General features: G+C 39.2%; 6 protein-coding genes and 1 pseudogene. 4 read left to right on the top strand and 3 right to left on the bottom strand.

Annotated features, from left to right (window positions below; all coding sequences use genetic code 11):
• Window positions 1–243: 243 nt before the first annotated feature.
• Genes P20652_RS12730 through P20652_RS12720 form a run of 3 tightly spaced genes read right to left on the bottom strand, consistent with a single transcriptional unit; the run spans window position 244 to window position 2,698 of the window.
• On the bottom strand, window positions 244–1,488 hold the full coding sequence (locus P20652_RS12730; RefSeq protein WP_008167161.1) for a hypothetical protein: 1,245 nt from the start codon (window positions 1,486–1,488) through the stop codon (window positions 244–246).
• Window positions 1,485–2,321: an ABC transporter ATP-binding protein gene (locus P20652_RS12725; RefSeq protein ID WP_008167162.1), complete on the bottom strand. Its 837-nt coding sequence runs from the start codon at window positions 2,319–2,321 to the stop codon at window positions 1,485–1,487. Before P20652_RS12725 ends, P20652_RS12730 begins: the two co-directional genes overlap by 4 nt.
• Window positions 2,322–2,323: 2 nt before the next feature.
• Complete coding sequence (locus tag P20652_RS12720; protein WP_008167164.1) at window positions 2,324–2,698, bottom strand: GntR family transcriptional regulator; 375 nt, start codon at window positions 2,696–2,698, stop codon at window positions 2,324–2,326.
• A gap of 92 nt (window positions 2,699–2,790) precedes the next feature.
• Here P20652_RS12720 and P20652_RS12715 point away from each other — a divergent pair, with 92 nt between their 5' ends.
• From P20652_RS12715 to P20652_RS12700, 4 genes and pseudogenes are all read left to right on the top strand, one after another.
• Complete coding sequence (locus tag P20652_RS12715; RefSeq protein ID WP_008167166.1) at window positions 2,791–4,317, top strand: alpha/beta fold hydrolase; 1,527 nt, start codon at window positions 2,791–2,793, stop codon at window positions 4,315–4,317.
• Window positions 4,318–4,320: 3 nt separating this feature from the next.
• Window positions 4,321–5,054 (top strand): annotated as a pseudogene (locus P20652_RS12710) (ATP-binding cassette domain-containing protein).
• Entirely contained in the window at window positions 5,051–6,196 is a 1,146-nt protein-coding gene (locus P20652_RS12705; protein ID WP_008167169.1) for an ABC transporter permease, read from the top strand. Before P20652_RS12710 ends, P20652_RS12705 begins: the two are co-directional and overlap by 4 nt.
• Window positions 6,197–6,620: 424 nt before the next feature.
• Window positions 6,621–7,202 carry a GNAT family N-acetyltransferase gene (locus P20652_RS12700; RefSeq protein ID WP_008167171.1) on the top strand — a complete coding sequence of 194 codons (582 nt, stop codon included), beginning with the start codon at window positions 6,621–6,623 and terminating at the stop codon, window positions 7,200–7,202.
• Window positions 7,203–7,227 lie beyond the last annotated feature (25 nt).

Raw genomic sequence — 7,227 nt, forward strand, 5'->3', positions numbered from 1 at the left:
TTTCCTTTGGTTCTTTCTTTGGTTCTAGGCCCCTTTGGTTCTAATGCGATAGCAAACTATGAGTAAACTATGAGCAATCTTTGCAATTAAACCCACAAAGTTTAAATGCACAAAAGATGATACATACCCTTAAAAAGCAATAAGTAGCTATAAATTTAGAATGTGGAATAGCGGGTGTTAAATATTTTGGATTAACACCCGCTAAACTAAGCACGGCTAAAGGCAAAGGTTTTTTGAAGTAGTTTATAAGTACTTTATTGTAAAGCGGTTCAAAAAAGCCAAAACACTGGCATAAAGTGAAATAAGTAAAAGCTTCAACATGCTATCGCCATGTTCAACCATTACATTTACTATTACCATACTCACGCCACACGATAAGCATAATAAAACACTCAGTACGTTTATATTTTTAAATACATTGCCAAGAACAAAGCTTGTCAGTGTAGCTGCTATACAGGCTATCGCATAGCTTGCAACATTTAGAAGTTGCCATTGTTGATGGGTCAGTAGCAATATAGATGCACTTACGAAGCACAGAACGCCAATTAACAATGAAAATTTAAGTGCACTGTTACTAAGGGCAACTTTAACTGCGTGACTCCCATTATAAATTGGTAAAGTGGTGAGTAATTCCCACGATTGTGAACGTTGTGCTTTTGCCCATTGGCATAACGTAACCGCAGCTAACAGCATTAATGTTAAAGCGAATAATACATGCTCTGCAATGTTATAAAAAAAGTTTATCACTATTGCTATGATAGAAAAGAGCACTAATAAAATAATGTATTGCGATAAACTAGAGCCAACAAAATAACTCAATGGGAATAGTTGTTTATTTATGACTGTGCCGTAATTTGATAAAAGTCCACTTGGTACGGGCGACCAACCTGACTGTAGTCCTTGGCGGTAATTTATAAGTGCATCGGCTTGCCATATATAGGGCATACCTAATTTGTTTTTACATAGTAAAATTAGACTTAAAACCAGCAAAGAGCATGGTATTAACCACAAAGGTAAGTGTTCAAAAAAGATGGGTATAATAATTGCGAATGTGAATGCCAAATAACAACATGTTGTAAATAAGTGGCTTGTAACGCGGCAAATAAACCAAATACTTAAGCCCAAGGTGTTTGCTAGTAACAGCATGTTGATGTTATTTAAGCTAGACGATAGGGCAATACTACACAGCAGAATTAGGTTTATTAAGGCAATAAAGACTTTACCTTGAAACATTACATGTTTGCAGTAATCAGCGACTAAGCATTGCCATTCAGTTGCTTGCATTCGGATACTTTGCCATGCAAGCGCACAATAAGTACACACAACAGCAAGTATCATCATCATAGTTGATAACGATTCCACACGAATGAAAATGATACATGCGGCTGCGGCTAAAATAGCCTGAATTAAGTAGCTGGCACAGCCCAAATCTTTAAACCAAAAATTGAGACTACCCTGATACCAAGGTCGTTTTACTGCATTCATCATCCATGCAGCTCCACAAATAGTTGCTCTAGTGATAAATGGTTGATGGCAAGTGCGCCCGGAATAGGCTCTCCTTGGTAGCCATAAATAATAGCTGAGTTTGCTTGTAAATTAAGCACGCGGTAGGCACTTAGATCGATGTTTTGCTCTGTAAAATTGACTCTTCTGATGGTATCGCGTACGACATCTAATTCGTCAATCAAGATAAGCTCGGCGTCTTTTATTAGGGCTATATGACTGGCTACACGTTCTATATCGGATGTGATATGTGAGGAAAATAAAATACCAGAGCCTGAGTCTAATGCTAAGTCGAACAAGTCGCCCATAAACTCGCGTCGTGCTATTGGATCCAAACTGGCTACTGGTTCATCTAAAATAAGTAATTTGGGATGATAAGCCATAGCCATGATCAGCGCTAAAGTTTGACGTTGGCCGATAGATAAGTCGTTAATTGCAGCATCAGTCGCCAGCTCAAACCGTTTGAGCCATTTAGCTTCTAATTGCAGATCCCATGTAGGGTAAAAGCTGCGATGTAGTGCCAAAGCATCAACGACCTTAAAGCCTTCATAACCAAATGTTTGTTGTGGCACATAACCTATTTGGGCTTTACTTTGTGTGCTGAGCTTATCACTGGGTTCACCAAAAACACTTATCTCACCTTGATCAGGTGCTATCAACCCAAGCGCACTGCGTAATAATGTCGTTTTACCTGCACCATTTTTACCCAATAAACCAATGACCATACCTGGCTCTAAAGCAAGCGAGACATTGTTTAATACACTGCGTTGGTCATAGCTTTTATAAATATTATTGTAGCTAAGAAGGGGCTGTTGCATATTTATAATTTCCATCGTTTTTTTATAAGCTCGACGAGCGCTTCTTGCGATACATCAAGCTGTTTTGTTTGTTGAACGAGTTGATCGATAGCCTTAAAAAGTAAGGTGTCTTGTTGATCAGGTTGTTGAGATGTTTTTTGTGCCACACGGGTAGCTTGGCCACGGCGACGCTCTAACCAGCCTTGATCGACCAATTGACCAATTGCACGTGATACCGTCATCGGGTTTACAGCAAAGTGATCTGCTATTTTACGCACTGATGGCAGCTCTTCACCGGTTAATAATTGCCCGCCCACAATCAAGCGCACAATTTGCTCATGCAATTGTTTATAGATTGGATCGCCATTATTAGGGTTGACATTAATAAATTCTAGCATTACTCTTTCTCTACTGTATTAATACATTAATACACCGATACACTAAGGCTAAGTTATCATATTGAGTGTAAAATGCAACAAGGGAAAGATTAATGAAAATCATGTTTAATTTACGTAAAAGCTTGATAAAGCTTACTATATTACCAATATTATTGGTCGGCTCAACAGCTGTATTAGCTGATAATAATAAAAAAAACCAACCATTACTCACACCTTGCTACATGGAAGGGCTTGCTGATAGGTTGATGTGTGGCAGTATTAGCCAGCCTTTATCGCAAAATCCGGCGGATGGTAATATTGATATCCACTTTGCTGTAATTCCAGCTATTAAACCAAGTTACCCTGACGAAGCCATTCTTGGTTTTGCCGGAGGTCCAGGGCAAGGCGCAATTGATCTCGCAGCTATCTTTAATAGAAACTTACAATTTGCCCGTGAAACACGCGATATAGTATTGATTGATCAGCGTGGCACGGGTTATTCAAATAAGTTGCAGTGTGACAGTGATGACTTGCAAACGCAGTTTGCATTTAATGAAGCCTTTGCTGATTTACCTGCTCTGGGCGCGCAAGACACACAAAAGTGTAAAGATAAGCTCAATATTGATTTAAGTCATTTCACTACACCCGTTGCCGCTAAAGATTTTGAAGCTGTACGAAAAGCGCTTGGCTACAAAGGGTTTCATCTATATGGGGTGTCCTATGGCACGCGAATAGCGCAAGAATATACGCGTCAATTTCCAAGTTCAGTGATCACCAGCACGCTTGATGGTGTTGTACCTATGCAACAAAGTTTAGCTGCCATTGGTGAGGCTATTGATAGCTCGCTTGCGGCCCTATTTAGTCGTTGTGAAGCCAACACGCAGTGTGCTCAGCAATACCCTGACTTGCAAACTGAGTTTACAGCTTTATTGGCTAAACTCGATGCTCAACCAGTCGAGGTGCAGGTTTTACACCCGCGTACACATGAGACAATTACACTCGCTGTTACAAAGGCTAAGTTATTCGGTGCAATACGTATGGCTTTGTACAGTCATTCACGTCGTGCGATTGTGCCACTGGTTATTACACAAACTGCAAAAGGTAATTATTCAGCACTTGCGGGTTTAATGGCAGGGGCTGATATGTCAGAAATGCTCGCCATGGGTATGCATAACGCTATCGTTTGCGGCGAAGACTGGCCACGATTAAATACACAAACCCGTCAGCAATATAATAAAACGTATGTGGGTAGCCTAATGATCGAAGGGCTCGATATTATGTGCCCAATATTAAATGTGACAGCGGTGGATAAATCATTTTATCAACCGTTGAACAGTTCAACACCTACGTTACTGTTATCGGGTGAACGCGACCCTGCAACACCGGCAAGTTGGGCTGAACTTGCTATGGTAAGCATGAGTGAAGCAACGCATTTGGTATCACCCACGGCAACTCATGGGATCGGCTCGCAAACGTGTGCGCCTAAAATAATCGCCCAATTTATTGATCAAAAAAATATGCAAGATATTGATACCGACTGTATCAAAGAAAAAAACGATAAACAGTTCTTTATGAATATCAATGGTGTTGCACCAATGCATACTCAGACCGCAACTTTAAACGCACAAGACAAGGAGTAAACCATGATTAAAGTAACTAACTTAAAAAGAAAATTGGTGATGTTAATGCGTTAAACGATCTTAGTTTTAGCGCACAAAATGGTAAAATAACGGGTTTACTTGGGCCCAATGGAGCGGGTAAAACAACATGTTTAAGAACCGTGTTTGGTTTGCTAAAAGCAGATAAAGGTACAGCTGAGATTGATGGTATTGATGTTGCAAAAAATCCAATGGCAGCTAAACAAAATTTGGGGTTGTTTCCTGATCCTTGTGGATTGTATGAGAGATTAACGCCCAGAGAATATATAACCTTTTTTGCGCAGTTGAGCGGCATGTCAGAGATTGCGGCAAAAGAAGCGACAGCAAAAGTGCTCGAAAAACTAAGCATGGATGATATTGCAGATCGTCGTTGCCAAGGTTTTTCACAGGGGCAGCGTATGAAAACAGCACTGGCTCAAGCGGTTGTGCATAACCCATCAAATATTATTTTAGATGAACCAACACGTGGTTTGGATGTTATGAGTACACGTATTTTAAGAGAGCTATTATTGCTACTTAAAGCGCAAGGGCACTGCGTACTGTTTTCATCGCATGTTATGCAAGAAGTGGCTGCATTGTGCGACCACGTGGTAATTATGGCCAATGGTAAAGTAGTAGCAGAAGGGTCTGTAGAGTCGTTATGTGAGCGAACAGGTAAAGACAGTTTAGAAGAAGCATTCATAGACTTGATAGGCAGTGACGAAGGAATTGCAGCATGATTAATTTATTAAAAGTGTTATATAAAAAAGAAGTCATGGATGCCAGTCGTGACAAACGTTCAGTAGTGGCAGGACTTTATTATGCAATTGGTGCCCCGCTTGGCATATGCATACTTTTTACATTGCTATTACAACAGCTTGCATCGCCTGATGCATTAAAAATAACGATTGAAAATAGTCTTTCAGCACCTAACTTAGTGGCTCATTTAAAAAATAATGATATCGCAATGGCTACGGATAATACGGATAGCAAATTAAAGCCAATTATATTGCAAATAAGTGATGATTATCAGAAGAATATGCGCGAAGGTCGCCCAGCGACTGTAACGCTCATTGCAGATAAATCAGATGATAAGCTACGTAAACATATTCAACGCGTGGAAAAAACGCTTGCTTTGTATAATTCTGAAGTGGCTAGCTTAAGATTAATCACACGGGGTGTCGACCCTCAACTAATGAGAGTGCTTGCGGTAGAGGTCAATGATCAAGCAACACCGGATTCTAAAGGTGGTATGTTCTTGGGGATTGCAACTCTATCAATGATTTTAACTGTATTTTATGCTGCAATGAACCTGGCAATAGATACCAGTGCCGGGGAACGTGAACGTAATTCTTTATCATTATTGTTAAGTCACCCATTAAGTAGCTTACACATTGTGTTAGCAAAATCGGCGGCGATAGCGACATTCTCTATGCTGGGATTAGCGATCATTCTAGTGGTGTCGAAGTTTTCTTACGGTATGGTGCCGTGGCAGCAGCTAGGGTTTAGCGTAACCATTACACCGTCATTTATGCTTTTTTGTGCGGTAGTTTGTTTGCCAATTGCATTTATGTCAGCCAGTTTACAGGTGTTTGTTTCGTTTACGGCAAAATCATTTAAAGAGGCGCAATCATACGTGACGATGGTGTTATTTATTCCGATGGCATTAAGCATGGTAACGACTTACGATATTGCGACAGATATTGTGCAATGGTTACCTATTGCTGCGCAGCAATTTGCACTCATGGAGTTTATTAAAGGCAATCCAATACCGGTGCCACAATTGGTGCTATCAACATTGATTACAATCATATTGTTTGGCGTATTTAGTTATTTAAGTAGCCGCATGCTTAAAAGCGAAAAAGTAGTATTTGGTTTGTAAGTTTAAACACCTTAAAAACATATTAAAAGCGGCCGTTGAGCCGCTTTTAATATGAAATGCGATTAAAGTGCAGTGATTGGCTTATCGCCATCGAATAACTCAAACATGCTATTTTCGTTAAAATCCAAAGAAAAAATCCAAAGGGGTCAAATCTTGACTCCATACATCAAAAAAATCTAAAGGGGTCAAATCTTGACTCCATACATCAAAATTATGGAACGCCGACTTGCCCCTCGATCATGCTTTTATTTAATCAAAGTTTGAGTAAATAACATAAAAAAGCATTGCCCTAGAGTAATGACTTTCTGTATCTTTTTAATAGTTCAAAGGCTATTCAGCCGTTAAATAAGTTTGGGGCTATTTAATAGTAATCTTCAGTTTTAAACTTACAACTATAAAAATCAATACTGAAAAGGAAGAACACTTGCATATCCAAATTGCAGAACACATTAAATTAGCTTCTTTAGTGGAAAGCGATGCTGCGGAAATTTTAAAGACTGTTAATTTAAGTCGGGCAAGTTTAGGTGAATTTTTGCCTTGGGTAGAAGGGGTAAATAATATTGAATCAGCTAAAAAGTACATACTCGACAGAGTTAAAAGCGGGCTAAATGGTTCGCGGTGGTTTAAAATTTATTATAAAGATAATCTGAGTGGCATTTTTGCAGTTAAGTCTATTTGTCTTGAGTTGAATGTAGCAGAACTTGGTTACTGGTTAAGTAGTGATGCACAAGGAAATGGTATTATTAGTCAAGTAATTACAAGAGCGCCAAGCATACTCAAAAATACAAGTGCTAAAGTAATTGAGTTTAGATGCTTAGAACAAAATGTAGCTAGTATTAAAATTGCTTTAAAATCAGGTGCAAGTTTAGTTGGTACTATTCCAAACTTTGTATCGGTTGATAATACACTACAACAACTTAATATATATCAAGTGGCTTTGAGAGAACCAAAGGGGTCGAGAGAACCAAAGGGGTCAAATCTTGACTTCATACATCCAAATTATTGACTGCTTAGTTATCCCTCGGTCAAGA

The sequence above is a fragment of the Pseudoalteromonas sp. BSi20652 genome (genome assembly GCF_000239855.1).
Classification (GTDB): Bacteria; Pseudomonadota; Gammaproteobacteria; order Enterobacterales; family Alteromonadaceae; genus Pseudoalteromonas.

What these genes read in the sequence shown, in the direction of transcription:
- P20652_RS12730 (WP_008167161.1), bottom strand. Translation starts at nt 1,488, where the DNA reads ATGATGAATGCAGTAAAACGACCTTGGTATCAGGGTAGTCTCAATTTT.
- P20652_RS12725 (WP_008167162.1), bottom strand. Translation starts at nt 2,321, where the DNA reads ATGCAACAGCCCCTTCTTAGCTACAATAATATTTATAAAAGCTATGAC.
- P20652_RS12720 (WP_008167164.1), bottom strand. Translation starts at nt 2,698, where the DNA reads ATGCTAGAATTTATTAATGTCAACCCTAATAATGGCGATCCAATCTAT.
- P20652_RS12715 (WP_008167166.1), top strand. Translation starts at nt 2,791, where the DNA reads ATGAAAATCATGTTTAATTTACGTAAAAGCTTGATAAAGCTTACTATA.
- P20652_RS12705 (WP_008167169.1), top strand. Translation starts at nt 5,051, where the DNA reads ATGATTAATTTATTAAAAGTGTTATATAAAAAAGAAGTCATGGATGCC.